This window comes from Streptomyces sp. B1I3 (genome assembly GCF_030816615.1).
Classification (GTDB): Bacteria; Actinomycetota; Actinomycetes; order Streptomycetales; family Streptomycetaceae; genus Streptomyces.
Genome location: NZ_JAUSYD010000001.1, coordinates 6,467,165 through 6,491,922, shown reverse-complemented (window position 1 = coordinate 6,491,922; position 24,758 = coordinate 6,467,165). Strand labels below are relative to the sequence as shown.

Below are 24,758 nucleotides of genomic sequence, written 5' to 3'. Positions count from 1 at the left end.
CCGGTGGGTCAGCGATGCCCGCCGATGCCCGCCGCGGAGGCGCTGTTCCCGCGTCCGGCGGTGTTCCTGCCGCGCCACAGCACGACGGCCACGGCCAGCAGGAGGGCGCCGAGGCCTCCGGCCGTCGGGGCCAGCCAGCCGGCCGGGCGCTCGTCCTCCCGTTTCGGGGTGGGGCCGGGGCCGAAGTACTGCTTGCGGTAGCCGGCCCCGGATCCTGACGCGGCGCTCAGGCCGTCGGGGCCCAGCTTCGCCCCGGCCTCGATCGCCGCCGCGGGGTCGACCAGTCCGTAGCCCCGGGCGTCGTCGCGTCCGCCCGCGGGCGAGTTGCGGGCGGTGTCCGCGAGCAGCGTCTTGATCCGGGCGGGCGACAGGCCCGGGTGCGCGGCGCGCACGAGGGCGACGGCTCCTGAGACGAAGGCGGAGGCCGCGGAGGTGCCCCACTCGATGTAGTAGTGCCGGTCGGGGTTGGCGACCACGATGTCGACGCCCGGTGCGCTGACCGTCGCGTACCAGCGGCGGGTGGAGAACGCGGCGTGCGTGCCGTACTTGTCGACGGCCGCGACGGCGATCACTCCCGGATAGGCGGCGGGGTAGGAGACGCGGTCGCCCTTGTCCCCGCTGTTGCCCGCCGAGGCGACGACCGAGACGCCCTTGCTCAGGGCGTACTGGACGGCGGCGTCCTCACCGGGCTCCGGGTGGGCGGACTTGCTGTCGTCGCCGAGGGAGAGATTGATGACGTCGGCGCCATGGTCGGTGGCCCAGCGGATGCCCTCGGCGAGGGCGGTGCCGCGCGACGCGCGGGCCTTGGTGCGGGACGGATCGTTGGACTCGAGGATCACCCGGACGGGCAGGATCTTCGCTCCCGGAGCGACGCCGAGCACCCCCTCGTCCCGGCCGGGGCCGCTGCCGCGGCCGGCGATGATGCCGGCCATCGCCGTGCCGTGCAGGGCCCAGGCGCTGTCGCCCTGACCGGCGCCGAAGCCGATGAGGTCCTTGCCGGGGAGGATCTGACCGGCGAGATCGGGGTGGCTGCGGTCGACTCCGGTGTCCAGGACGGCGACGGTGATGCCCTCGCCCTGGGTGGTCTGCCAGGCCCGCTCCGTGTGCAGGGCCTCCAGACCCCACTGCTGGTCGCGGATGGCGTCGGCGTGGGCCGGTAGGGCGGGGAGCAGCGTGAACGCGGTGGCCGTGGCCAGCGCGGTGAGGGCGCGGAGCCGTCGCGGGCGGGTCATTCCGGCTTCTCCGTGAGGTCGGTGACGGTCCTGCGCAGCGCGCGCTCCACCCGGTCGGCGATGCCTTTCGCCTCGTGACCGAGTCCGGCCTGTGCCGCCGGCGTCGTGGCGCCCTCCGCCATGGCCGCGGCGGCGGGCTGGGGTTCGGTGACGGGGCGGCCGTCGGCGAAGCCGGAGACGGAGAAGACGACGACGGGCACCTCGGTCAGTACGCGGACCGTCCAGCTGGCACGCTGCCGGTCGCCGAAGTCCGCGGCGGCGGTGCCCCTCGCCGGGAAGGCGCGGGGCATGAGGTCGGCGCGCTCGCCGAGGTGCTGACCGGTGAAGCGGGTGCTGAGCGCGGTCATCCCCGCGGCGTCCGCCTCGGTGAAGACCAGGCCCACCGTGGTGACGCTGCTGCGGGTGGCGTCGGTGTAGGTGGCCCGCACCAGGCGTTCACAGCCGACCGGGCGGAGCGTTTCCAGGAGCAGGGGGTCCAGGCCCGCGGCGCAGTCGCTGTCGGTGGCCACGGCGATCCGGGTCCAGACGCGGTCGGCGGCCCCCGGGCCTGCGCCGTCGCCCTTGAGGGTGCGGGGGAAGAGGGTGTCGACGGGAACGCCGTGCCAGACGGAGCGGCCCACGGTGTACGCGTTGCCGGCTCCGGGGTCGGCCGCGGAGTCGCCGGTGAGCCAGCTGCCGGTGACGGCTCCGCCGATCAGTCCGAGGCCGAGTACGACGCAGGCTGCGGCGGCCGCGGTTCTGGCGGGGTGCCCGTTCTTGACGGGGCGCAGCCGGGTCGTGGTCTCCACGGGTGTCTCGGCGTACGCGTAGTACACGCCGCGCGGGGCGGGAGCCGCGCCGGGGCGGGGGGTGAGGTCGACGGCGCCGACGGGCCGGCGCCTGGTGGCGGCGGACGGTGGCGGTGTGCCGGGCCGGCCGTGGTGCGCGGGGGGTGTGGCGGTGCGGCGGTCGTGGGGCGCGGGGGGAACGGCGCGCAGGCGCGTGGTCGTCTCCACGGGCGGGGGCGACACGGGCGGGGGCGCCGGTTCCGCCGGGCCGGACGCCGGTTCCCACGCGGGGCGGGGCGCGGCCGGCTGCGCGGGCTCCGTGCGCGGTGCGGGTGCGGCGGGGGGCCGGGGCGGCACCGGGGGTGGGGTGGTCGGGCGGGGTGGCACGGGAGCGCGCTGCGCTTCGGTACTCATCCGGCCCCCTGGTCCACGTCCCCGTACCGCCCGTGGATCACCGTGCCGGACTGGTCCGCCGGTCATCCGCGTGACCGTCACTCTACGGGGTGGAGCACACGCCGTGGGAACGGGACGGCGGCTGCGGGGGATCTGCCCCGAACGTCCCCCTACCCAGTGGTACGGCGGTCTGGCAAGCTGCGGCCATGACTGCCCGCGCCGCCGACCGGACCCGTTACGACCGGGCCACCGCCCATCTCGACGCCCCCGTGGCCGTCGTGGACCTGGAAGCCTTCGACGCCAACGCCGACGACCTGGTGCGGCGGGCCGGCGGGAAGCCGATCCGGGTGGCGAGCAAGTCGGTGCGCTGCCGCGCCCTGCTGGAGCGGGTGCTCGCGCGGCCCGGGTTCACCGGGATCATGTCGTTCACCCTCGCCGAGTCATTGTGGCTGGCCAAATCCGGTTTCGGCGACGTCCTTCTCGCCTATCCGTCGGCCGACCGGGCGGCGTACGCCGAACTGGCGGCCGACCCCGAGCTGGCGGCGGCCGTGACCGTGATGGTGGACGACCACGCGCAGCTGGAACTGATCGACGCGGCACGGGCCGGCGGAACCGAGGAGATCCGGGTCTGCCTCGAGCTGGACACCTCCCTGCGGCTGCTCGGTGGCCGGGTGAGGGTCGGCGCCCTGCGCTCCCCCCTGCGCTCCCCCGCCCAACTGGCCGACCTGGCCCGCTCGGTGGGCCGCAGGCCGGGATTCCGGTTGGTGGGGCTGATGGCGTACGAGGGTCATGTGGCCGGTGTCGGGGACAAGGTGGCGGGCCGGCCGCTGCGCTCCCGGGCGGTCCGGCTGATGCAGGCGGCGGCCCGCCGGGAGCTGACGGCCCGGCGGGCGGAGGTCGTGCGGGCGGTGCGGTCGGTGGCGCCGGACCTGGAGTTCGTGAACGGGGGCGGCACCGGCAGTGTGCAGCACACCGCCGCCGAGGCCGCGGTGACGGAGATCGCGGCCGGGTCGGGGCTGTACGTGCCGCGGCTGTTCGACAACTACACGTCGTTCACGGGCCGTCCGGCGGCGTTGTTCGCCCAGCCCGTGGTCCGGCGGCCCGGCGTGGGTGTGGTGACCGTGCTCGGCGGCGGCTATCCGGCGTCCGGGGCCGCGGGCGCGGACCGGCTCCCGGTCCCGTATCTGCCCCACGGGCTGCGCTACGACGCGCAGGAGGGACCGGGAGAGGTGCAGACACCTCTGCTCGGCGCCCCGGCCGACGACCTGCTGATCGGGGACAAGGTGTGGTTCCGGCACGCCAAGGCCGGTGAGCTGTGCGAGCGCTTCGACGAGCTGCGGCTGATCGAGGGCGACCGGATCACGGCCACCGTCCCGACGTACCGGGGCGAGGGCCGTACGTTCCTGTGAGCCCTGCGGCCTCAGGGGCCGACGGTACTGCCGACGCCGCCACCGGTGGCGCTGTCACCGATCGGGCGGATGCCGCGGGTGATGGTGTCCATGAGGGAGAGCGGCAGCTCCTTGCGGCCCGCGTCGAAGGCGAAGCGCACGATGACCGGCGTCTCACTGCCGACCGCGGAGGGGAAGACGAGCGACTCCACGTATCCGCCCGCGCCCCGGCCCGTGGTGACCTGCCACCGCACGAGGTGTCCGGTGCGCCCGGCCACGCTCACGGACGCGGACGTCAGTTTCTTGTGGGACCTGATGCCGCCGTGGACGAGGTCGCCGACGGTGTTCTCGCCGTAGGCCCGGTCGGCGGCGGTGCCGATGTCCTCCTCGGCCAGCGCCTTCATGGAATCGAGGTCGGTGCCGCTCGCCGTCCGGACGGTGACCGTGCCGTGGTAACAGAAGCTTCCGGAGTCGCCGGGGCAGGTGTAGGACCCGGTCGTACGCATCGTCGAGGCGTCGTCGAGGGTGCTCTCCGGCTTCTCCCAGCCCTCGGGGACGCGCAGCGTGATGCCGTCGAGCTGGTCGGTCAGCACCTTCGGATCGTCCACCGGCCCGTCCTGCGGTGACGGGGCGGCGGCGTTCGGGGTGGCCGTGGCGGTGGGCCGCGGGGCGGAGGTGGTGGGCGCCGAGCCCGGTTTCGCCCCTCCGTCGTCGCCCGAGACCGTGATCCCGGTGACGGCGACGGCGACGGTCGCCAGGACGGCCGCGGTGACCGCGGCCACCGTCGTGGCCCCGGCCCGGCCGCCGGGCGCCCCGGACACCCGGGGACCGGACTGCGGCCCGGGCACCGCGGGCACCTGGGCGGCGGACGACCGGATGTGCCCTGTCCAGGCCGCGCCGTCCCACCAGCGTTCGGTGCCGGGCATGTTCACGTCCGGGTACCAGCCGGGCGGGGGCGCGTCGCTCATGCCGTCCACTCTAGGGAGAGGCTGTGCGCGCCGGGGCCGAGGGCCTACAGCGGCGTCACGTACGCCCCCGAGATACCGCCGTCGACGAGGAAGTCCGTGGCGTTGACGAACGAGGAGTCGTCGCTCGCCAGGAAGGCGACCGCCGCCGCGATCTCCGTCGCCTCGGCGAACCGGCCGGCAGGGATGTGGACGAGCCTGCGGGCGGCGCGCTCCGGGTCCTTGGCGAACAGCTCCTGCAGCAGCGGGGTGTTGACCGGTCCCGGGCACAGGGCGTTGACCCGGATGCCCTCCCGGGCGAACTGGACGCCGAGTTCGCGGGACATGGCGAGCACACCGCCTTTGGAGGCGGTGTAGGAGATCTGGGAGGTGGCCGCGCCCATCCGGGCCACGAACGACGCGGTGTTGATGATGGAACCGCGACGCTGACGTCGCATGTACGGCAGGGCGGCCTTGCAGCAGAGGTAGACGGAGGTGAGGTTGACGTCCTGGACACGCTTCCAGGCTTCGAGGCCGGTGGTGAGGATCGAGTCGTCGTCGGGCGGTGAGATGCCGGCGTTGTTGAAGGCGATGTCGACGGAGCCGTAGGTCTCGTACGCGGCGGCGAAGAGCGCCTCGACCTGCTCGGGGTCGGTGACGTCGACGCGTACGAAGGTGCCGCCCGCCTCGTGGGCGGCCGCGGCGCCCGCACGCTCGTCGATGTCGCCGCAGACGACGTGGGCCCCTTCGGACGCGAGTCTGCGGGCGGTGGCCAGGCCGATGCCGCTGCCCGCCCCGGTGACGACGGCGGTGCGGCCGGCCAGGCGGCGGCAGATGTTCCCGGTGTCCGTGGTCATGGTCGTTCAGACCTCCGTGCCGATGAAGACGTTCTTGGTTTCGGTGAAGGCCGCGAGGGCGTCGGGCCCCAGTTCACGGCCGAGTCCGGACTGCTTGAAGCCGCCGAAGGGGGTCCAGTACCGGACGGCGGAATGGGAGTTGACCGACAGGTTCCCGGCGCGCACCGCCTGGGAGACCCGCAGGGCGCGGCCCACGTCACGGGTCCAGAGCGAGCCGGCCAGGCCGTACTTGGTGGCGTTCGCCAGCCGGACCGCGTCGGCCTCGTCCTCGAAGGGCAGCAGGACGGCGACCGGCCCGAACACCTCCTCGGTGGCGACGGGCGCGTCCGCGCCGACATCGGTGAGGACGGTCGGCGGGAACCAGAAGCCGGGGCCGTCGGGGGCCGTGCCCCGGATCCCGGCCGCGCCCTCGGGGACGTGGGCGCGGACCCGCTCCAGCTGGGTCCGGGAGATCAGCGGGCCCATCTGGGTCCTCTCGTCGCCGGGGTCCCCGACGACGACCGAGGCCACGGCGGGGGCCAGGAGCTCCAGGAAGCGGTCGTACACCGGGCGCTGCACCAGGATGCGGGTGCGGGCGCAGCAGTCCTGGCCCGTGTTGTCCAGGAAGGACATGGGGGCGGCGGCCGCGGCGGCCTCGATGTCGGCGTCGGCGAAGACGATGTTGGGGCTCTTGCCGCCGAGTTCGAGGGTCAGCCGCTTCACCTGGCCGGCGCACCGGGCCATGATCTGCTTGCCGACGCGGGTGGACCCGGTGAAGACGATCTTGGCCACGCCGGGGTGTTCGACCAGGGCGTTGCCCGTGACGTCGCCGGCCCCGGGCAGCACCTGGAAGAGGTGTTCGGGCAGGCCGGCGTCGAGGGCGAGCCGGGCCAGGTGGAGGGCGGTGAGCGGGGTGGCCTCGGCCGGTTTCAGCAGGACGGCGTTGCCGGCCGCGAGGGCGGGGGCGACGCCCCAGGCGGCGATCGGCATGGGGAAGTTCCACGGGGCGATCACCCCGACCACCCCGAGGGGTTCGAGGAAGGTGATGTCGATCCCGCCGGGTACGGGGATCTGCCGTCCGGTGAGCCGCTCCGCTCCCCCGGCCGCGTAGTCCAGCAGATCACGGACGTTGCCCGCCTCCCACCGGGCGTTGCCCAGGGTGTGGCCCGCCTCGGTGACCTCGAGCCGGGCCAGCCGCTCGGCGTGCTCGTCGACGAGGACGGCGAAGCGGCGCAGCAGCCTGGCGCGGTCGGCGGGGGCGAGGGCGGCCCAGGTGCGCTGCGCGGCCGAGGCCCGGGTGACGGCGGTGTCGACCTCGTTGACGGAGGTGGCGGGGACGGTGGCGACGAGTTCCTCGGTCGCCGGGTTGAGGACGTGGTGCTCGGTGGTCACGGGGCGCCTCACAGGCGTTCGAAGGAGCGGCGGAGTTCCCAGTCGGTCACCGCTGCGTCGAAGGCCTCCAGTTCGACGCGCGCCATGTTGCGGTAGTGCGCGACCGTCTCCTCGCCGAAGGCCGTCCGGGCGATCTCGCTGTGCTCCCACAGGTCGGCCGCTTCACGCAGGGTGGTGGGCACCCGCTCGTATCCGGCGGTGTAGGCGTTGCCCGCACACGCCTCGGGCAGCTCGAGCCGGCGCTCGACGCCGTACAGCCCGGCGGCCACGAGACCGGCGACCGCCAGGTACGGATTGACGTCTCCGCCGGGCAGCCGGTTCTCGAAGCGCATGGAGCGGCCGTGTCCGACGACGCGCAGGGCGCAGGTCCGGTTGTCGTGGCCCCAGGCGACGGCGGTGGGGGCGAAGGAGCCCGGCTGGAAGCGTTTGTAGGAGTTGATGTTCGGCGCGTAGAGCAGGGAGAACTCCCGCAGTGCGGCGAGCTGACCGGCGAGGAAGTGCCGCATCAGGGGCGACATCGTGCCGTCCTCGCCCGCCATGACGCTCTGGCCGCCGGCGTCCTGGAGCGAGAGGTGGATGTGGCAGGAGTTTCCCTCGCGCTCGTTGAACTTGGCCATGAAGGTGAGGGCGACGCCTTCCTGGGCGGCGATCTCCTTGGAGCCGGTCTTGTAGACGGCGTGCTGGTCGCAGGTGACGAGCGCTTCGTCGTACCGGAACACGATCTCGTGCTGCCCCGGGTTGCACTCGCCCTTGGCGGACTCGACGGTGAGTCCGGCGGCCGCCATCTCGTTGCGGATGCGGCGCAGCAGCGGCTCGATGCGGCCGGTGCCGAGGACGGAGTAGTCGATGTTGTACTGGTTGGCGGGGGTGAGGCCGCGGTAGTTGCGGTCCCAGGCCTGTTCGTAGGTGTCCTTGAAGACGATGAACTCGAGTTCGGTACCGACGTGGGCGGTCAGGCCGTGGGCGGCGAGCCGCTCGAGCTGCCGTCTGAGGATCTGGCGGGGCGCCGCGACGACCGGGGTGCCGTCCTCCCAGGCGAGGTCGGCCATGACCATCGCCGTGCCCTCGTGCCAGGGGACGCGGCGCAGGGTGGCGAGGTCGGGGCGCATGGCGAAGTCGCCGTAGCCGTCGGCCCAGGAGGACATGGCGAATCCGTCGACGGTGTTCATGTCCGTGTCGACGGCGAGCAGGTAGTTGCAGCCCTCGGTGCCGTGCTCCAGCACCTCGTCCAGGAAGAAGGACGCCGCGAACCGTTTGCCCTGGAGCCTGCCCTGCATGTCGGGGAAGGCGAGGACGACGGTGTCGATCTCCCCGCTCGCGACGAGCGCGCGCAGCCGCTCGGCCCGGAGCGGAGGTGTTCGGTCTGCCACGGGATGCTCCTCGTTCGGTCGGCCGGTCTAAGGTATGGGAGAAAACCATTGGGGGGAAGGGAATCGGGACGTGGCGGAAGAGAGCGAGGTGTTCCGGCCCTTCGACCGCCTGATGCCGGTGTTGCGGCCGGTCCGTGCGGGCAACGGCTTCGAGGAGGCGCTGGAGCAGATCCTCCAGGTGGTCCGGCTCGGGCTGGTACCGGACGGCGGGCGGCTGCCCGCCGAGCGCGAGCTGGCCGAACGCCTGGGCATCAGCCGCGTCACGCTCCGCGAGGTCCTGAGGGTCCTCGCCGACCAGGGCCTCGTCGAGGCAAGGCGCGGGCGGTACGGCGGCACCTTCGTGCTTCCCCGCACCGCCCCGGCCGACGGGGAGGAGCTGCGCCGCCGGGCGGCGCGTACCGACATGGAGGACGTCCTGCTCTTCCGCGAGGTGCTGGAGACGGGCGCCGCCGGCCTGTGCGCCGGCCGCGGCCTCGACGACACGGGCGCCGCCCGGCTGCGTACGGCTCTGGTCGCGACACACGAGGCACCTCTGCCCGAGTACCGCAGGCTCGACACCCTCTTCCACCTGACGCTGGCGGAACTGTCCGGCTCACCCTCCCTGAGCGCCCGGTACGCGGCGGTGCGGGCGACCGTGAACGACCTGCTGGACTGCATCCCCCTGCTCGTACGCAACCTCGAACACGCGCAGCGCCAGCACACGGCGCTCGTGGAGGCGGTGCTCGCCGGCGACGAGGAGGCGGCACGCGCGGTGATGCGCGAACACTGCGCGGGGACGGCGGCGCTGCTGCGGGGATTCCTGGCCTGAACCCGCCCTTCCGGATCCTCTCTCTTGCGCGGCCCCGCCGGACGCACAAAGGTATGACGCGACACCATTGCACTGGGCCGGTCCGCAGACCCGCCCGCCGGAGGGACCGCACCATGCACCGACCGCTCATCGGCGTCACCACCTATCTGGAGCCGGCGGCTCGCTGGGGTGTCTGGGAACTCCCCGCGGCGGTGCTCCCCGCCGCCTACCCACGGCTGGTCCAGCGCTCCGGCGGTCTGGCCGTCCTCCTGCCCCCGGACTCCCCTGAACAGGCGGCGGCCGTGGTGGCCCGGCTCGACGGCCTCGTGGTGGCGGGCGGCGCCGACATCGATCCCGGGCTGTACGGCGCGGAGCGCGACTTCAGGACCGGGCCGCCTGCGCCGGAGCGGGACGCCTGGGAGCCCGCCCTGCTCCGCGCGGCGATGCGGGCGGGCATCCCGGTGCTCGGCATCTGCCGCGGCATGCAGCTGCTCAACGTGGCGCTGGGAGGCACGCTGATCCAGCACCTGGACGGCCACGCCGGCCCGTTCGGCAAGGCGGGGGTTCTCGGCGAACACGTGGTGACCCCGGTGGAGGGGACGCTGTACGCCTCGGTGGCGCCCGGGGAGGCGTCCGTGCCCACGTACCACCACCAGGCCGTGGACCGGCTCGCGCCCGGTCTGGTGGCGTCCGCGCACGCCGCGGACGGCACGGTGGAGGCGGTCGAGCTGCCGGGCGCGCAGTGGGTGCTGGGGGTTCAGTGGCATCCGGAGATGGGTGACGACCTCCGGGTCGTGCGGGCGCTGGTGGAAGCGGCCCGGGAGAAGGCGGCAGCGCCCCCGGTCGCCGTCCGCGTCTGATCCGGTGCGGCGGCCTCCGTCCCGGCGGGTGCGGTACTGACGGCCCTCAGGCGCGGCCCGGCCCCGCCGGGGGGACCGTCAGGGAGAGCAGGTCGCGGGCCGGTCCGGCGGGCCGGTGGCCGGCCGGCCAGACCGCGCGCAGCTGGCGCCGCAGCCGGACGCCCTCGACCGGGACCTTGACCAGGCGGCGGGCGGAGAGCTCCTCGCCGAGGGCCAGTTCGCTCAGCACGCAGGGACCGGCCCCGCTCTCCGCCGCGCCCTTGACCGCGGTCGTCGAGGAGAGTTCGAGCAGGGGGCGCGCCAGCCCTCCGTGCACCGCCAGGGCGGCGTCCAGGACCTGCCGCGTGCCCGAGCCGTGTTCCCGCAGGATCAGCGGTGTGGCGGCGAGCTCCCCCGGCATCAGCCGGGTCCTGCGGCGGGCCCACGGATGGGAGGGGGCGACCACGACGACGAGCCGGTCGTGCGCGATGACCGTGCCGTCGAGCCCTTCCGGTACGGACAGTCCCTCGACGAAGCCCAGGTCCGCCTCACCGGTCAGCAGCCGCAGTGCCACCGCGGCCGAGTTGCCCGCGAGGAGCGAGACGGCGGTACCGGGGCGCTCGGCCCGCAGCGCGATCAGCCAGCCGGGCAGCAGGTACTCCGCGATCGTCATGCTCGCGGCGACCCGCAGCCGGGAGTCACGGCGGTCCCGCAGCGCCTGGGCTCCCGCGTCGAACGCCTCGGCGGCCTCGACGACCCGGCGCGCCCAGTCCGTGACCAGGGCTCCCTCGTCGGTCAGCCGGGAGCCGCGCGGCGAGCGGTCCAGCAGCGCGACGCCCAGCTGCCGCTCCATCGACCGGATGCGGCTGGAGGCAGCGGGCTGCGTGATGCCGATGTCCCGGGCCGCCCGTCCGAGGCTCCCGTGCCGGGCGACGGCGAGCAGCAGCACCATCGCCCCCAGGTCGGGAACCCGCTGCGCGAGGCGCCCGTGCCCATCGCCGGGGGCGGACTGACCGGCTCCTGTCCCGGGGGGCGGCGGCACGGACGAGGGACCTGGCGGCGGTACGGACGAGGGGCCGGGCGGCGGCACGGGCGAGGGGCCGGGCGTGGAGCTGGGCATAAAGCCAGCTTATGACCTCATAGGTGCGGGCTCCCTGGTGGGCGGCGACCCGCCCACGGAAAATCATGGCATGGCCACCATTCCGCGGATCCGGCCCGTCGCCCTCGCACCGGCCCCCGCCCCGCTCCCACTCCCCTCCCTCCGGCACATCGGCCCGAACTGGTACGCGACGGTCATGGGCACCGCCGTCGTCGCGAGCGCCGGCGCCGCGCTGCCCGTCCACGTCCCGGGCCTGCGGGGTGCCTGCGTCGCGGTGTGGCTCCTGTCCGCCGTGCTGCTCGCCGGGGTCCTCGTGGCCCGCGCCGGACACTGGGTCTTCCACCGCGACCAGGCCCGCGCACACCTCCTGGACCCCGCCGTCGCCCCGTTCTACGGCTGCCTGTCCATGGCGCTGCTCGCGGTGGGCGCCGGTACGGCGGCCGTCGGCCGGGACGTCATCGGCCACCCGGCGGCCGTCGCCACGGGCGCGGTGCTCTTCACGGCGGGCACGGTGAGCGGCCTCGTCGTCGCCGTGGCCGTCCCGTACCTCATGGTCGTACGTCACCGCCCGGCACCCGGCACCGCCTCGCCGGTCTGGCTGCTGCCCCTGGTGGCCCCGATGGTCTCCGCCGCGGTCGGCCCCCTCCTCGTACCCGAGCTGCCGCCCGGCCAGTGGCGCGAGGCGCTGCTGCTGGCCTGTTACGCGATGTTCGGGCTGTCCCTGCTGGCGACCCTGGCCGTCGTGCCCCTGATCCTCGGACGACTGATCCACCACGGGCCACTGCCACTCGCGCTGACCCCGGCGCTCTTCCTGGTGCTCGGCCCGCTCGGCCAGTCCACGACCGCCGTCAACCAGTTGGCCGATGTGGCGCCGGACGCGATCAGGACGCCCTACGCCTCGGCGTTCGGCGCGTTCGCCGTGGTCTACGGGGTGCCGGTGATGGGCTTCGCGCTGCTGTGGCTGGCACTGTCCGTCGCGATGGTGGTGCGCGCGGCGCGGCGGGGCATGCCGTTCACGATGACGTGGTGGGGCTTCACGTTCCCGGTCGGCACGTGCGTCACCGGCGCGGCGGGACTGGCCCGGCACACGGGGCTGACCGCGCTCACCTGGCTGGCCGTGGCGCTCTACGCCCTGCTGGTGACCGCCTGGGCCGTGGCGGGCGCGAGGACGCTGCGCGGGGTGATCGGCGGAACGCTGCTCGCGCCGCCGCGACCGCCGTGTCCGGTGGCCGGCGCCGCGACCTGAGGCGGCCCGCGGCGGCGAGCCGCGGACGCCGTCCGGTGGCGGCTGCCCGTCCGCCCCGCCGGGGGTGTCGCACTCTCAGCGGCGGGTGTCGTAGGTGGCGTCGATGTGCTCGGCGACCGCGACGACGAGCAGCCGGGTGTCCGTGACGGTCGCCCGCCACCGGTGGCGGACCCCGCCCGAGAGGAAGAGCGTGTCGCCGCGGCCCAGCCGGTAGGCCCGGCCCTCGGCCTCGACCTCGACGGCGCCCTCCACGACGTACATCAACTCGTCGTTGCGGTGCTGGAACTCCCGTCCGAGGTCCTGCTCGCCCACGAATTCGAGGGCGCTCAGCTGGTGGCGGCCACGCACCAGCCGGCGTACCCCGTCATCGCCGTCCGCCCGTACGACGTCCACGGCGCGCGCCGAGTCGGCCGCCGCCCGCAGTCGCTCGGTGGTGGTCTCCAGCGCCTCGGCCACCCGGTCCAGGGACCGGGGGCTGGGTCTGGCCCGTTCGTTCTCGATCTGGCTGAGGAACGGTACGGACAGGCCACTGCGCCCGGCCACCGCGGCCAGCGTGAGGCCGAGGGTCCTGCGCCGACGGCGCACCGCGGCACCCACTCGAAGGGCTTCCTTGTCGTCCATGTCCGGCTCCCTCCCCGGATCGCCATCCTCCCGGTTGCCAGCACCCTACGCATGTCGTTCGCGCGATGGAGCGGAAGTGACGGGACGGGAAACCGTCCGGGTCCCTCCGACCAGCCTGAAGGGGACGGCCCCGGTTCGCTACCGGGCCGCCCCCTTCATCGTTCAGACGTTCGAATTCAGCTGCCGACAGGCGCCAGCTTGTCCACCACGTCCGGGTTGGCATCCATCCACCGGCGGGCCGACTCCTTCTCCTTGCCCGCGCCGCCCTTCTGGATCTCCACCTCGAGGGAGGCCAGCTGCGCCTCACCGAGCTCGAAGTCCTTCAGCCAGCCGGTCAGCTCCGGGAAGTCCTCGGCGAAGTCCTTCTTGGCGACCGTGTGGATCTGCTCGCCCTTGCCCCAGGCCCCCTTGGGGTCCTCGAGCTTCTTCAGGTCGTGCTTGCCGTAGGCCCAGTGCGGCGACCACAGGGTCACCACGACGGGCTCCTTCTTCTTGATGGAGGCGTTCAGCTCGGCGAGCATCGAGGAGGTGCTGGAGGAGACGACCTTGTACTCGCCCTCCAGGCCGTACGCCTTGAGCACCTTCTCGTTGAGCGTGCCCATCATCCCGGCGCTCGACTCGATGCCGATGATCTTGCCGTCGAACTTCTTGCCCTGGCCCTTGAGGTCGGCCAGCGAGTCGACGCCCTTGACGTACGAGGGAACCGTCAGCTCCAGCGAGGTCGGCCCGTACCACGAACCCAGATCGGTGAGGTCGTCCTTGTAACGGTCCCAGTAGTCCTTGTGCGTCGTGGGCAGCCAGGAGTCGAACTGGACGTCCAGCTGCCCCTGCGCGAGGCCGGTGTAGAGGGGGCCCGGGTCGAGCTGCTTGACCGTCGTCCTGTACCCCCGGTCCTCCAGCATGTTCTGCCAGAGGTAGGTCGAGGCGATCGCCTCGTCCCACGGGAAGTACCCCATGTCGACGGTCTTGCCCGCGTCCTTGCCCTGCTGCGTGCCGCCGGCGCCGCCCGGCACCGGGGCCAGCTTGTCGACCAGGCCCGGGTTCTTCTTCAGCCAGGCGCGGACGCCGTCCTGCTCCTCGCCCTGCCCGGCGTTCTGGATCTCGTTCTCGAGGCTCGTGAGCTGCTTCTCGCTGAGCTCGAAGTCCTTGAGCCACTCGGCGACGGCGGGGGCCTTCTTCGCGAAGCCCTTGTGGGCGACCGTGTGGACTTCCTCGCCCTTGCCCCAGGCCCCCTTGGGGTCCTCGAGCTTCTTCAGGTCGTGCTTGCCGTAGGCCCAGTGCGGCGACCACAGGGTCACCACGACGGGCTCCTTCTTCTTGATGGAGGCGTTCAGCTCGGCGAGCATCGAGGAGGTGCTGGAGGAGACGACCTTGTACTCGCCCTCCAGGCCGTACGCCTTGAGCACCTTCTCGTTGAGCGTGCCCATCATCCCGGCACTGGCCTCGATGCCGATGATCTTGCCGTCGAACTTCTTGCCCTGGCCCTTGAGGTCGGCCAGCGAGTCGACGCCCTTGACGTACGAGGGAACCGTCAGCTCCAGCGAGGTCGGCCCGTACCACGAGCCGAGATCGTCCAGCTGGTCGCTGTACTTGTCCCAGTAGTCCTTGTGCGTCGTCGGCAGCCAGGAGTCCGTCTGGAAGTCGATGTCACCGCGGGCGACCCCGGAGTACAGCGGGCCGGCGTCGAGCTGGGTGATGCCCGTCTCGTAGCCGCGCTGCTCCAGGAGCTCCTTCCAGAGGAAGGTGGAGGCGATGCCCTCGTCCCAGGGGATGTAGCCCATGTTGATCTTCTGGCCCTTGCCGACGTCGCCGCCGGCGGCCCGGGTACTCCCCGCGTCGCCGGAGCCGGCGATGTTGAGGCCGCCCGCGACGAGCGCCAGGACGACGACACCCGTCATGGCGACGGCGGTCCCCGGCTTGTAGTGCGCGAACTTCAGGCGCCGCGCACCGGCGGCGGCCTTCGCGGCGGCACGTCGGCCGAGCGGGGACACCCGTTCGTTGAGCGCGCCGGTCATCCGGTCCAGGTACATGGCGAGGATGACGACGGCGATCCCGCTCTCGGCAGCGAGGCCGACCTGGAGCTGGGTGATCGCGGCGTACACCTTCTCACCGAGGCCGCCGGCCCCGGCCATACCGCCGATGACGACCATCGACAGGGCCAGCATGATGACCTGGTTGATTCCGGCCATGATCGTCGGCAGGGCGAGCGGCAGCTGCACCCGGGTCAGGGTGTCCTTGGGCGTGGTGCCGAACGCCGCTGCGGCCTCGACCAGTTCGCCGTCGACCTGGCGGATGCCGAGCTCGGTCATCCGGACGCCGGGCGGCATCGCGAAGACGATGGTGGCGATCACACCGGGGGTGACGCCGACGCCGAAGAACATGACGCCGGGGATCAGGTAGACGAAGGCCGGCATCGTCTGCATGACGTCGAGCACCGGCCGCAGCGTGGCGCTGACCCTGCTGTTGCGCGCGGCCCAGATGCCCGTGGGCACCGCGATCACGATGGTGATCACCGCTGCCACGACGACCAGCGACAGTGTGGCCATCGCCTCGTCCCAGAGGGCGAGGGAGTCGATGAGGGCGAACCCCACGAAGGTGAGGACGGCCGGGAACACGCCGCGCAGCCAGAACGCGATGACAGCGAAGATCGCCGCCATCAGCAGCGGCTCACCACCGCCGAGCACCGCGTCGACACCGTCGTACATGCCGCCGAGGACGGTCTTGATGGCGTCGAAGATCCACGTGAGGTTCGACTGGAGCCAGTCGACCGCGCTCTCGACCCATTCACCGAAGGAGAACCTAGGCACCTGCCTTCACCACCCGGGCGTCGCGCGGGGCGGGCAGGACGTCCTCGACCCGGGGCTCCTCGCCGAGCGCGGCGAGCAACCGGTTGCGGGGTACCACCCCGATGACGCCGCCGCCCGCGTCGGTGACGGCGACGGCGACCCCGCTGGTGGAGCACGGGGTGAAGAGCTCGGCGATGGGTGTCTCGGCGGACACCGTCGCGGGGGCCTCCGCCAGCAGGTCCTTGTGGGAACGTCCCGCTTCGGGCGCTTCCATGATCGAACCGGCGGTGAGCACACGGGAACGGTCGACGTCCTGGATGAACGAGGCCACGTAGTCGTTGGACGGCCGGACGAGGATGTCCTCGGCGGTGCCCTGCTGCACGATCTCGCCGTCCCGCATCACGGCGATGCGGTCGCCGAGGCGCATGGCCTCGTTGAGATCGTGGGTGATGAAGACGATGGTCTTCTTCAGCCGCTTCTGGAGTTCGAGGAGCTGGTCCTGCATGTCGCGGCGGATCAGCGGGTCGAGCGCGCTGAAGGACTCGTCCATCAGCAGCAGGTCGGCGTCGGTGGCCAGCGCGCGGGCCAGGCCCACACGCTGCTGCATACCGCCGGACAGCTCGTCGGGCCAGGACTTCTCCCACCCGGCGAGACCGGTCAGCTGCAGCGCTTCGGTGGCGCGCCGCTCGCGTTCGGCACGCGGAACCCCTTGCACCTCGAGGCCGTACGCGGCGTTCTCCAGGACACTCCGGTGGGGGAAGAGCGCGAAGTGCTGGAAGACCATGCTGATCTTCGACGAGCGTACGCCGCGCAGTTCGCGGGCGCTGAGTGCCGTGAGGTCCTGCCCGTCGAACAGCACACGTCCGGCGGTGGGCTCCAGCAGCCCGTTCAGCATCCGCAGCAGGGTCGACTTGCCGGACCCGGAGAGTCCCATGACCACGAAGATCTGACCCGGTTCCACGGTGAACGAGGCGTCGATCACCGCTGCTGTCGTTCCGTCGGCGCGCAGCTCGTCACGGTGGGCACCGTTCTCGAGCTTCTGCACGGCTTGATCCGGTCGTCTGCCGAACACCTTGTACAAGTGCTCCGCTTGCAGCCTTGACACATACACCTCACGCGTTGAACCGAAAACGGTCTGCCACCCCCGCCGGCAGACCGTGGAGCGGGCGGATTCGGCCCGCAGAGCACGTGCACCGATGGAAAATGGACGTGATCCGCTCCGATGGCGCGGCTGCCCCTCTTTACACAACCCAAACACATGTGTGACCCAGTTCACTTCGGCGAGGTGGCGTTCCAGGAACCGCGGGCGCCGACGGCCGGAACTGTCGGTGGGGTGCGGCATCATCAGGGTGTGACGCGACGCCTGATGCTCCTCGACACCGCCTCCCTGTACTTCCGCGCCTACTTCGGCGTCCCGGACTCGGTGCGCGCACCGGACGGCACGCCGGTCAACGCCGTGCGCGGGCTGCTCGACTTCATCGCCAGGCTCGTGCAGGACCACCGGCCGGACGACCTGGTCGCCTGCATGGACGCGGACTGGCGCCCGCACTGGCGGGTGGAGCTGATCCCCACCTACAAGGCGCACCGCGTGGCCGTCGAGACGCCCGAGGGCGTCCCCGACGAGGAGGAGACCCCCGACACGCTCTCCCCCCAGGTCCCGATCATCGAGGACGTGCTGGACGCGCTCGGCATCACCCGGATCGGCGTCGCGCCGTACGAGGCGGACGACGTGATCGGCACACTGGCCGGGCGGGCCACCGGGCCGGTCGACATCGTCACCGGGGACCGCGACCTCTACCAGCTGGTCGACGACGCGCGCGGGGTGAGGGTGCTCTACCCCCTCAAGGGCGTCGGGTCGCTCCAGGTGACGGACGAGGCCTGGCTGCGCGAGAAGTACGGTGTCGACGGCGCCGGTTACGTCGACCTGGCCCTGCTGCGTGGCGATCCGAGCGACGGACTGCCGGGGGTCCCGGGGATCGGCGAGAAGACGGCCGCCAAACTGCTGGACACCTTCGGCGACCTCGCGGGGATCATGGCCGCGGTGGACGATCCGGCCGCCCGGCTGACGCCGTCGCAGCGCAAGCGCCTCGACGAGGCGCGGGACTACGTCGCGGTCGCCCCCAAGGTCGTCCGCGTCGCCGGCGACGTACCACTGCCCGACGTCGGCCTCGCCCTGCCACGGGAGCCGCGCGACCCCGCCGCGCTGGAGGCCCTCGCGTCCCGGTGGGGTCTGGGAGGGGCACTGCAGCGCCTCCTCGTGACGCTCCAGGCGTGAAGATGCTAACTTAGGTAAGCCTAAGTGGATGGGGCCCGGTCGGACAGCAGTCGGTCAGCGGCAGCGTCAGCGGCGGCGACCCGGGTGCGCAGAGCCCCATCAACGTCCAGAGCAGGGAGAACCTCGTGGCAGAGCGGCCGGCACGCCGGGCACCGAAGGCGCAGGGGGCGCAGGTCCTGCGCACCGAGCAGATCACGCCGCACATGGTGCGGGTGGTCCTCGGGGGCGACGGCCTGGCCGACTTCAACCTCGCCGGGTTCACCGACCACTACATCAAGCTGTGCTTCGCCCCCGAAGGCGCGGACTACACCCACCCGTTCGACATGGCCAGGATCCGCGAGGAGTACCCGCGTGAGCAGTGGCCCACCACGCGCACCTACACGGTGCGCTCCTGGGACCCCGCCACCCGTGAGCTCGCGGTCGACTTCGTGGTGCACGGCGACGAGGGGCTCGCGGGGCCGTGGGCGACCCGGGCCCGCCCCGGCGACCAGGTGACCTTCCTGGGGCCCGGCGGGGGCTACGGACCGCAGGCGTCGGCCGGCTGGCATCTGCTGGCCGGCGACGAGAGCGCGCTCCCGGCGATCGCCGCCGCGCTGGAGCGGATGCCGGCGGGCGCCCTGGTGCACGCCTTCGTCGAGGTGGCGGACGCGACGGAGGAACAGAAGATCGTGACGCCGGACGGGGTGGCCGTGACCTGGCTGCACCGCGGCGACCGCCCGGTCGGCGAGGCCGTCGTCGCCGCGGTGACGGAACTGGACTTCCCCGAGGGGGAGGTGCAGGCCTTCGTCCACGGCGAGGCCGGGTTCGTGAAGGAGATCCGGCGCCACCTGCGGCTGGAGCGCGGCATCCCGCTCTCCCAGCTGTCGATCTCCGGTTACTGGCGTCTCGGGCAGAGCGACGACGCGTGGCGCGCGGTCAAGCGCGAGTGGAACGAGCAGGTCGAACGCGAGCAGGAGAACGCGGGCTGACACCCGCCCGCCCCCACGGAACCCGGTCACCTGCCCCGCAGGTGACCGGGTTCCGTACGTCGTTCAGCCGGCCCCGTACCCGGCGCCCGCCCCGCGTCGCCGTAGGTTCCGGAGCACCCGGGCGCCTGGGCGGCGGATGGTGCCGCGCCCCCCGTCACCCGGTCTTTCGCGTCCGAGTGGGGGCGCTCGACCGTTTCGGCGCTGCGGCTACGCCCCGACCACCGACGCCACGATGCCCGTCGCCCGACACCGTTCCGGTGCCGCCGAGTTGAGCGGTGCGCCCGTCCGTATCCTGACGGCATGACGTCGACGAGCCCCGTGGACCGCGCCCCCTGCCCCGACGACCGGGACGGCGCCGCCCGCAAGGCTCGCGCCGTGGGCGCGGTCGTCGGCTCGGCGGTGGGTGACGCGCTGGGCGCGCCCTTCGAATTCGGCGCCCCCGGCGTCTACACCTCGCGCTTCCCGGACGGTGCCGGCGCGATGTGCGGGGGCGGCGGCTGGGATCCGGGCGAGGCGACGGACGACACACAGATGGCCGTACTCGTCGGGGAGTCCCTGCTCGAGAAGGGGGGCCTGGACCTCCCCGACATGTTCGCCCGGTTCCGCCGGTGGGCGGCCGGTGAGCCGAAGGACATCGGCCTGCAGACCGAAGCCGTCCTCACCAGCGGTGATCCGTGGGATCTCGCGGCCGCGCTTCATTTCCAGGTCAACGACCGTGCCGCCGGCAATGGTTCGCTGATGCGTGCCGCCACCTCCGCCATCCACTTCGCCCGCGCGGGACGGACGGGCACGATGGACGCGGCCCGCCGAATCGCGGCGCTGACGCACGGCGACCGGGCCGCGTGGGAAGGCGCCGCCGTTCAGCACGAGTTGGTGCGCGTGGCCCTGGAGGGCGGCGATCCCCTCGCGGCCGTGCAGGACGTCCTGGCCGCGGTGCACGAGGACCACCGGGCCCGCTGGGCCACCGTGCTCTCGCCGCGATGGCATCCGGGCGAGGCCACCGAGTTCAACGGTGCGGTGTGGCCGTGCCTGGGAACTGCGGTGTGGGCGCTGCGGACGACCACCACCTTCGAGGACGCCCTGGCGGCCGCCGTCGACGCCGGCGGGGACACCGACACGGTCGCGGCGGTCACGGGCGGGCTGGCGGGCGCGGTGTACGGGATCGGCGCCGTGCCGGAACGCTGGACGCGCCCGCTGCACGTCCCCCTGCCGGGATACGGGGACCGGGTGCTGCGGACCGATGACCTCGTGTCACTGGCTCTCAGGCTCGACGGATCCGCAGAATCACACCACCCGAAAAACTACACATAAGGGACATATAAGAGCACACTGGGTCGGGAGAGGTGATGACCGCGCACTCGGAAGCGTGGTTGTTCTCGCCAGACGAAGGAGACGAACCTCATGAGCAACGTCTCGCACACCGGAAGAGACATTTCCGGCCACCCCGATGCAGAAGAAATGCGGGCCCGGCATGACCGCGTGGCCCGGGGTGGCGGCCGCAACACCGCCATGGCGGACGCACCCGTGTTCCTGCTCGGCCTGTACTGCGCCGTCTCGCCGTGGATCCTGCACTTCACAGCGAGCCAGCCCTCCCTGGTGACGCACAACCTCGTCATCGGGATCGCGATAGCCGTACTGGCACTGTGCTTCACCGCCATGCCGGAACGGATGACCGGAATGAGCATGGCGATCTGTGCACTGGGCGCATGGCTCATCGTGTCGACCTGGGTCGTGGGCCAGAGCCCCGACACGGGCGTCATCCTCAACAACGTGATCGTCGGAGCGCTGGCGATCGTGCTGGGGGCGGCCTGCGCGGGAGTCGCGATGAAGAACAGGAAAACCTGACCGGGAGGCATGCGACAAGGGCCACAGGCAGGGACGACCCGCCTGTGGCCACTCCTTCGCCCCCACCCGCCGGGTCACCCCACCGAGCTGTACGCCACCACACCCCTCAGCACCGCGTCGACGGCCTTGTGCGCACTCTTCGCCACCGAACTCCCCTCCCGGGGAGCGGCAGCCGCGATCTGGCCGAGCACGTCGATGACCTGCTTGCACCACCGTACGAAGTCGCCCGCCGGCATCTCCGCCTCACGGAGCACCTCGTCCAGCGTCCGCCCCGAGGCCCACATGTAGACCGCCCAGGCGAAGCCGAGGTCGGGTTCACGCTGACCGACCCCTTCCGTCTGGCTGATCTTGAAGTCCTCCTCCAGGGCGTCGAGACGGCCCCAGATGCGGACCATCTCGCGCATCGCCGTCTTCGCCGGTCCGGACGGCAGCTTGGGCGCGACCGCGTCGTCCGCCTGGCGCGCCTCGTAGACGAGCGCCGAGACGCACGCCGCCAGCTCGGCCGGGTTCAGCCCCTCCCAGACGTGTTCCCGCAGGCACTCACTGGCCAGCAGGTCCAGCTCGCCGTAGAGCCGGGCCAGCCGCCTGCCGTTGTCCGTGACCTCGTTGCCCCGGAGGTAGTCCAGCTCGGTGAGGAGGGCCACGATCCGGTCGAAGGTACGGGCGATCGTGTTGGTCCGCCCCTCGATGCGGTGCTCCAGCTGCCGGGTGTCGCGCTGCAGGCGGTGGTACCGCTCGGCCCACCGCGCGTGGTCCTCGCGCTCGTCACATCCGTGACAGGGGTGCGCGCGCAGCTCCGTCCGCAGCCGGGCGATCTCGCGGTCGTCCGCCGCTGCGGACCGCTGCTTGCGGTGCCGTCCCGGATCGATGTGCCCGGCCTTGCTCCGCAGCGCGGAGGCGAGATCGCGGCGCGACTGCGGGGAGCGCGGGTTGAACGCCTTGGGCACCCGCATCCGCTCCAGCGCCTCCACCGGGACCGGGAAGTCGATCTGGGCCAGCCGCTTGACCTGCCGCTCGGCGGTCAGGACCAGGGGGCGCGGCCCGTCGTGGTACTCCAGCCCGCGATGCCCGTCGGTCCGTCCCGCGGGCACACCCGGGTCGAGGACCAGCGCGAGTCCGGCGAACTTCCCCGTCGGCACGTGAATGATGTCGCCGGGCCTCAGCTTCTCCAGGGACGACGCCGCCGCCGCCCGCCGCTGGGCCGCGCCCTGCTTGGCCAGCTCGGTCTCCCGGTCCTTGAGGTCGCGGCGCAGCCGCGCGTACTCCTCGAAGTCGCCGAGATGACAGGTCATCCCCTGGCGATAACCGGCGAGGCCCTCCTCGTTGCGCTGGACCTGCCGGGAGATCCCGACCACCGACCGGTCGGCCTGGAACTGGGCGAAGGAGGTTTCGAGCAGCTCGCGCGAACGGTGCCGCCCGAACTGCTGCACGAGGTTCACGGCCATGTTGTACGAGGGCCGGAAGCTGGAGCGGAGGGGGTACGTACGGGTGCCGGCGAGCCCGGCGAGGGCGCCGGGGTCCATGCCCCGCTGCCACAGGACCACCGCATGGCCCTCGACGTCGATGCCCCGGCGCCCGGCCCGCCCGGTCAACTGGGTGTATTCGCCGGGCGTGATGTCGGCGTGCTGCTCACCGTTCCACTTGACGAGCTTCTCCAGCACCACGGAGCGCGCGGGCATGTTGATGCCCAGCGCCAGCGTCTCCGTCGCGAAGACGGCCTTCACCAGACCGCGGACGAACAGCTCCTCCACGACCTCCTTGAAGGTCGGCAGCATGCCGGCGTGGTGAGCGGCGATGCCCCGCTCCAGGCCCTCGAGCCACTCGTAGTAACCGAGGACGTGGAGGTCCTCGCCGGGGATGGACGCCGTCCGCTCCTCGACGATCTCCCGCACCAGCCGGCGCTTGTCCTCGTCGTTCAGCCGCAACCCGGCCTGCAGACACTGCTGCACGGCCGCCTCGCAGCCGGCCCGGCTGAAGATGAAGGTGATGGCCGGCAGCAGCCCTTCGGCGTCGAGCCGGTCGATGACTTCCGGCCTGGACGGGGTCCAGATCCGGCTCCGCTGGCGCCGCTCCCGCTCGCGGTCCGCCTCGCGCACCATCTTTCCCCGGCGGCGGTCGCGCGGGTTGTACCCGCGCTGGTTCTCCATGCGGGCGAGCCGGACGAGGTCGGGGCTGACCTCGCGGCGGCCGGTGCCCCGGCCCCCGTGGTCGGTCGCCTCCTCGAAGAGGTCGTACATCCGGCGCCCGGCCATGACGTGCTGCCACAGCGGCACGGGCCGGTGCTCGGACACGATCACCTCGGTGTCACCCCGGACGGTGTCCAGCCAGTCGCCGAACTCCTCGGCGTTGGACACGGTCGCCGACAGGGACACCAGAGTCACCGACTCCGGCAGGTGGATGATCACTTCCTCCCACACGGCCCCGCGGAAGCGGTCGGAGAGGTAGTGCACCTCGTCCATGACCACGTAGCCGAGGCCGGTGAGCGCCTGGGAGCCGGCGTACAGCATGTTGCGCAGCACCTCGGTGGTCATGACGACCACGGGCGCGTCCGCGTTGACGCTGTTGTCGCCGGTCAGGAGCCCGACCTTGTCCGCACCGTAGCGCCTGACCAGATCGGTGAACTTCTGGTTGGACAGCGCCTTGATGGGGGTGGTGTAGAAGCACTTGCGGCCCTGCTGCAGGGCCAGGTGCACGGCGAACTCGCCGACGATGGTCTTGCCCGAGCCGGTGGGAGCGGCGACCAGCACCCCCTTGCCCGCCTCCAAGGCCTTGCAGGCGTCGATCTGGAACGGGTCCAGCCCGAATGCGTACATCTCGCGGAAGGGCCCGAGAGCCGTGGCCTGCTCGGCGGCACGGACCCGGGAAGCCTGGTATCGCTCAGCTGGTGAGAGGTCCTCTGTCATCTTGATACGAGCCTACCCGCCGCGTATGACAGTCAGCCCGATCTTTGTTTCACGGTGCGATGATCATGGTGCGACGACCACGGCGCGGCATCACAGGGCGACGACCACCGCGCGACGATCACGGGGCACGGCCCCGGGCAGCACGGCCCGGACGTCACGCCGCAGGGGTCACGGCGCGAGGACCCGGACCGCCCTGGGGACACAGGTGGCGGTGAGGGGCAGCGCGCCCAGCGGCTCTCCGTCCGCGTACGCCGTGACACCGGCCGCTTCCAGCTCTATCGAGGAGACCCGGTGCACGGTGACCGCGGGATGGCCGAGGTGGGTGCCCCTGTAGACCTTCGGGAACACCTTGAGCAGGGTGGCGCGGCTGCAGTTCCCGACGACGGTGACGTCGAAGAGACCGTCGTCCATGACGGCGTCGGCGCAGATCCGCATGCCGCCGCCGTACGTCGTCCCGTTGCCCACCGCGATCAGCGTCGCCTCGGTCTCGCGCACCGGCCCGCCGTCCAGCCGGAGGCGGTACGGGATCGGCCGGAAGGCCGCCAACTCGGCGAGGATGGCCAGGTCGTACTTGAACCGTCCGCCGGCCCACCGCATCCGGTTCCCCCGGTCGTTGACCCGTGAGTCGAACCCGGAGGCGAGCACGGTACCGAACCAGCGGCCGCCGACCCGGCCCAGGTCGATCTCGCGTGCCGTTCCCGCCTTGAGCGCCTCGGCGGCCAGGCGCCCGGCCGCGGCCGGATCGCGCACGGGCAGCCCGAGGGCCCGGGCGAAGTCGTTGCCGGTGCCCACGGCGACGACGCCGAGCGGCGTGGAGGTTCCCGCCACCGCCTGCAGGGCGAGGGACATCAGGCCGTCCCCACCCACGGCTATGAGCGCTCCCGTCCCACCCGCCACAGCGTCCCGGGCCCGCCGCAAGGCGTCGCCGGCATCCTCTCCGAGGACCGTCCGTACGGAGAATCCGGCGTCCCGCAACGCGGAAGCGGCCGGCTGCGCGGCTCGCGCGCCCCGGCCGCTTCCCGCGGTGGGATTGACGAAGAGGGTGATCTCGCTGGTCACCCGGGGAC

Annotated in this window: 20 protein-coding genes; 8 read left to right on the top strand and 12 right to left on the bottom strand. The window is 72.5% G+C overall.

The features are described from left to right. Nucleotides 1–8: 8 nt before the first annotated feature. Entirely contained in the window at nt 9–1,232 is a 1,224-nt protein-coding gene (gene mycP / locus QFZ58_RS29485) for a type VII secretion-associated serine protease mycosin (protein WP_307127929.1), read from the bottom strand. Next, nucleotides 1,229–2,047 (bottom strand): hypothetical protein, encoded by an 819-nt coding sequence (locus tag QFZ58_RS29480; protein ID WP_307129036.1) that lies wholly within the window; start codon nt 2,045–2,047, stop codon nt 1,229–1,231. The genes mycP and QFZ58_RS29480 overlap by 4 nt, the downstream gene beginning before the upstream one ends. A gap of 551 nt (nt 2,048–2,598) precedes the next feature. Between QFZ58_RS29480 and QFZ58_RS29475 the strand changes: the two genes are divergently transcribed. Continuing rightward, nucleotides 2,599–3,801, top strand: coding sequence for an amino acid deaminase/aldolase (locus tag QFZ58_RS29475; protein ID WP_307127928.1), 1,203 nt, complete (start codon nt 2,599–2,601; stop codon nt 3,799–3,801). Nucleotides 3,802–3,812: 11 nt separating this feature from the next. On the opposite strand, the gene QFZ58_RS29470 is transcribed toward QFZ58_RS29475, so the two are convergent. From QFZ58_RS29470 to QFZ58_RS29455, 4 genes are read right to left on the bottom strand one after another with little or no spacing between them, the layout of a single operon-like run. Further along, nucleotides 3,813–4,748, bottom strand: coding sequence for a DUF2510 domain-containing protein (locus tag QFZ58_RS29470; RefSeq protein WP_307127927.1), 936 nt, complete (start codon nt 4,746–4,748; stop codon nt 3,813–3,815). A gap of 44 nt (nt 4,749–4,792) precedes the next feature. Beyond that, the gene (locus QFZ58_RS29465; RefSeq protein WP_307127926.1) at nt 4,793–5,581 is read right to left on the bottom strand and encodes a 3-oxoacyl-ACP reductase; all 789 of its coding nucleotides are present in this window, start codon (nt 5,579–5,581) and stop codon (nt 4,793–4,795) included. Between the two features lie 6 nt (nt 5,582–5,587). Beyond that, nucleotides 5,588–6,952: an aldehyde dehydrogenase gene (locus QFZ58_RS29460; RefSeq protein ID WP_307127925.1), complete on the bottom strand. Its 1,365-nt coding sequence runs from the start codon at nt 6,950–6,952 to the stop codon at nt 5,588–5,590. Between the two features lie 8 nt (nt 6,953–6,960). Further along, nucleotides 6,961–8,322, bottom strand: a complete 1,362-nt coding sequence (locus QFZ58_RS29455) for a glutamine synthetase family protein (protein ID WP_307127924.1) — start codon at nt 8,320–8,322, stop codon at nt 6,961–6,963. Between the two features lie 112 nt (nt 8,323–8,434). Between QFZ58_RS29455 and QFZ58_RS29450 the strand changes: the two genes are divergently transcribed. Next, nucleotides 8,435–9,130 (top strand): FadR/GntR family transcriptional regulator, encoded by a 696-nt coding sequence (locus QFZ58_RS29450; RefSeq protein WP_307129035.1) that lies wholly within the window; start codon nt 8,435–8,437, stop codon nt 9,128–9,130. A 113-nt stretch (nt 9,131–9,243) separates the two neighbouring features. Continuing rightward, nucleotides 9,244–9,969: a gamma-glutamyl-gamma-aminobutyrate hydrolase family protein gene (locus QFZ58_RS29445; protein WP_307127923.1), complete on the top strand. Its 726-nt coding sequence runs from the start codon at nt 9,244–9,246 to the stop codon at nt 9,967–9,969. 46 nt (nt 9,970–10,015) lie between these two features. On the opposite strand, the gene QFZ58_RS29440 is transcribed toward QFZ58_RS29445, so the two are convergent. Further along, nucleotides 10,016–10,900, bottom strand: coding sequence for a LysR family transcriptional regulator (locus QFZ58_RS29440; RefSeq protein ID WP_307129034.1), 885 nt, complete (start codon nt 10,898–10,900; stop codon nt 10,016–10,018). 238 nt (nt 10,901–11,138) lie between these two features. Here QFZ58_RS29440 and QFZ58_RS29435 point away from each other — a divergent pair, with 238 nt between their 5' ends. Continuing rightward, nucleotides 11,139–12,293 carry a TDT family transporter gene (locus tag QFZ58_RS29435; RefSeq protein WP_307127922.1) on the top strand — a complete coding sequence of 385 codons (1,155 nt, stop codon included), beginning with the start codon at nt 11,139–11,141 and terminating at the stop codon, nt 12,291–12,293. 75 nt (nt 12,294–12,368) lie between these two features. Here QFZ58_RS29435 and QFZ58_RS29430 read toward each other — a convergent pair whose 3' ends face one another. From QFZ58_RS29430 to QFZ58_RS29420, 3 genes are all read right to left on the bottom strand, one after another. Beyond that, complete coding sequence (locus tag QFZ58_RS29430; RefSeq protein ID WP_307127921.1) at nt 12,369–12,914, bottom strand: helix-turn-helix domain-containing protein; 546 nt, start codon at nt 12,912–12,914, stop codon at nt 12,369–12,371. Nucleotides 12,915–13,090: 176 nt separating this feature from the next. Next, entirely contained in the window at nt 13,091–15,721 is a 2,631-nt protein-coding gene (locus QFZ58_RS29425; protein WP_307127920.1) for an ABC transporter permease/substrate binding protein, read from the bottom strand. Further along, nucleotides 15,714–16,805, bottom strand: a complete 1,092-nt coding sequence (locus QFZ58_RS29420; protein ID WP_307127919.1) for a glycine betaine/L-proline ABC transporter ATP-binding protein — start codon at nt 16,803–16,805, stop codon at nt 15,714–15,716. The genes QFZ58_RS29425 and QFZ58_RS29420 overlap by 8 nt, the downstream gene beginning before the upstream one ends. Before the next feature lie 261 nt (nt 16,806–17,066). Between QFZ58_RS29420 and QFZ58_RS29415 the strand changes: the two genes are divergently transcribed. The 4 genes from QFZ58_RS29415 to QFZ58_RS29400 all read left to right on the top strand — a co-directional run bounded on the left by QFZ58_RS29415 (nt 17,067) and on the right by QFZ58_RS29400 (nt 20,788). Next, nucleotides 17,067–17,975, top strand: a complete 909-nt coding sequence (locus QFZ58_RS29415) for a 5'-3' exonuclease (protein WP_307129033.1) — start codon at nt 17,067–17,069, stop codon at nt 17,973–17,975. Nucleotides 17,976–18,100: 125 nt separating this feature from the next. Continuing rightward, nucleotides 18,101–18,943 (top strand): siderophore-interacting protein, encoded by an 843-nt coding sequence (locus QFZ58_RS29410; protein WP_307127918.1) that lies wholly within the window; start codon nt 18,101–18,103, stop codon nt 18,941–18,943. A gap of 300 nt (nt 18,944–19,243) precedes the next feature. Continuing rightward, the gene (locus QFZ58_RS29405; RefSeq protein WP_307127917.1) at nt 19,244–20,254 is read left to right on the top strand and encodes an ADP-ribosylglycohydrolase family protein; all 1,011 of its coding nucleotides are present in this window, start codon (nt 19,244–19,246) and stop codon (nt 20,252–20,254) included. A gap of 90 nt (nt 20,255–20,344) precedes the next feature. After that, on the top strand, nt 20,345–20,788 hold the full coding sequence (locus QFZ58_RS29400; RefSeq protein ID WP_307127916.1) for an SPW repeat protein: 444 nt from the start codon (nt 20,345–20,347) through the stop codon (nt 20,786–20,788). Nucleotides 20,789–20,862: 74 nt separating this feature from the next. Here the strand turns inward: QFZ58_RS29400 and QFZ58_RS29395 are convergent, their stop codons facing one another. Both QFZ58_RS29395 and QFZ58_RS29390 read right to left on the bottom strand, forming a co-directional pair. Continuing rightward, nucleotides 20,863–23,691: an RNA helicase gene (locus QFZ58_RS29395; RefSeq protein ID WP_307127915.1), complete on the bottom strand. Its 2,829-nt coding sequence runs from the start codon at nt 23,689–23,691 to the stop codon at nt 20,863–20,865. Nucleotides 23,692–23,859: 168 nt separating this feature from the next. Beyond that, nucleotides 23,860–24,750: a diacylglycerol kinase gene (locus QFZ58_RS29390; protein ID WP_307127914.1), complete on the bottom strand. Its 891-nt coding sequence runs from the start codon at nt 24,748–24,750 to the stop codon at nt 23,860–23,862. Nucleotides 24,751–24,758: the final 8 nt, after the last annotated feature.